A 1506-nucleotide genomic window follows, 5' to 3' on the forward strand; every position below is an offset into this window, starting at 1 on the left:
GCCGCCGCAGCCCGGCTTGGCCGCACGCACCCAACCTTGCACACCGCACTCGGCAATATGGAACGGGCCATCGGCTTCAAGCTGTTCGACCGCAGCGGTTACCGGCTTGAACTGACGCAGGCCGGCTCTGCCTTCCACGCACGAGCACGGCGTGTGCTGGCCGAGATGGACGAATTGCACACCTTCGCTGAGGGTATTGCATTCGGCGAGGAAACCGAACTGCACATTGTCATCGGCGATCTGTCTCCGCTGCCGGAAATGCTCGGGCTAATCCGCAGCTTCTTTGCAGCCCATCCCCAGACGCGTCTGCACCTGAGCTTCGAGACCCTGTCGGCACCGTGGGAATTGCTGGCCAGCGGCAAGGCCGACCTGATCCTGCACCATGTGCGGGACGGCGATGCCCGTTTCGAAACGGTTCACCTTCGCCAGGTTGCCGTGGTCCCGGTGGCAGCCCCTGGCTTCCTGCCGTTTCCGGTGGCGGCCGCAACCGTCGAACGAATGCGCGGCCTCGTGCAATGCGTCATCCGGGACAGCGCCGATTCCCCGGCACCACACAACTATTTCGTTCTCGACGGCGCCCGCACCTATACGGTCAACAGCCAGATGATGAAGAAGGAGGTCATCCTTCAGGGGCTCGGCTGGGGTCACATGCCAGACTATCTAGTCTTCGAAGAACTGGCCGCAGGCAGCCTGATCCCGATCACCAACAAGTACTTTCGCGGCAGCAAGGTCGAACTCGTAGCGGCACGTCAGGCCGGAAAACCGCACGGACCGATCGCCTCCAAACTATGGGAAACGCTCAAGCGGCAGCCGCAACCAGCTGATACGCACAGCGGCTCGTGAAACGCGGCCACTCCTGGCGTCCGATGCGCAGCAGATGACATACCGGCCAGACAACCCAGCGCATCGTACAATCATATATAGTGAGAAATGGCGCGCCTCGAAGGTGAAACTTCGAACCAGCTATTCGACACATTGGAGGAATGGGAGGCTCAGCTTCAAGCTCTAGATTTCGATCTGTGAGGTGTGACCATGGCGATGCACAACCTCACAATTCGGGTCTCGGATGAACAGCGCGCACTGCTGGCGCATCGTGCTGGGAACCGCGCGGTATCGGACTATATCCGTCAGAAGCTTGATATTGCCGATAGCTCGAAGCAAACTCGCAGCTACAAACCGCAAGCCGATGCGGCACTGGCTGCAAAGATTCTCGCCGCACTTGGCTCATCGGAACTCGCTGCATCGATGCGCGATGTTGCCGAGGCGGCACGAAACGGCGCGCTGGAAGATTCAGACGATCTGCGGCTATCATTGCATGCGGCCTGCCTGACCATCGAACAGATGCGCGATGATCTTGTGCGCGCCCTCGGCCTCAAGGTTGGGGCTGAGCAATGATACTGATCGGCAATTCTCGCGGCGGTGCGCGCGATCTGGCGCAACACCTGATGAAGGACGAGAATGATCATGTGACCGTGCACGAATTGCGCGGGTTCGTGTCCGATGATC

At 60.1% G+C, this 1506-nt stretch carries 2 protein-coding genes (1 of these 2 only partly in view); both read left to right on the forward strand.

Going from position 1 to position 1506, the window contains the following annotated elements; genetic code table 11:
- On the forward strand, positions 1-843 hold the 3' portion of the coding sequence (locus tag MTR66_RS01295; RefSeq protein WP_243917224.1) for a LysR family transcriptional regulator. Its footprint begins 66 nt before the window's first position; 843 of the gene's 909 nt are visible here — the last part of the coding sequence; its start codon lies beyond the left edge, outside the window; the stop codon is at positions 841-843.
- A 189-nt stretch (positions 844-1032) separates the two neighbouring features.
- On the forward strand, positions 1033-1395 hold the full coding sequence (locus MTR66_RS01300; RefSeq protein WP_243917225.1) for a hypothetical protein: 363 nt from the start codon (positions 1033-1035) through the stop codon (positions 1393-1395).
- The last annotated feature ends 111 nt before the right edge of the window (positions 1396-1506 follow it).

This window comes from Novosphingobium beihaiense (assembly GCF_022832375.1).
In the GTDB taxonomy this organism is placed as follows: domain Bacteria; phylum Pseudomonadota; class Alphaproteobacteria; order Sphingomonadales; family Sphingomonadaceae; genus Novosphingobium; species Novosphingobium beihaiensis.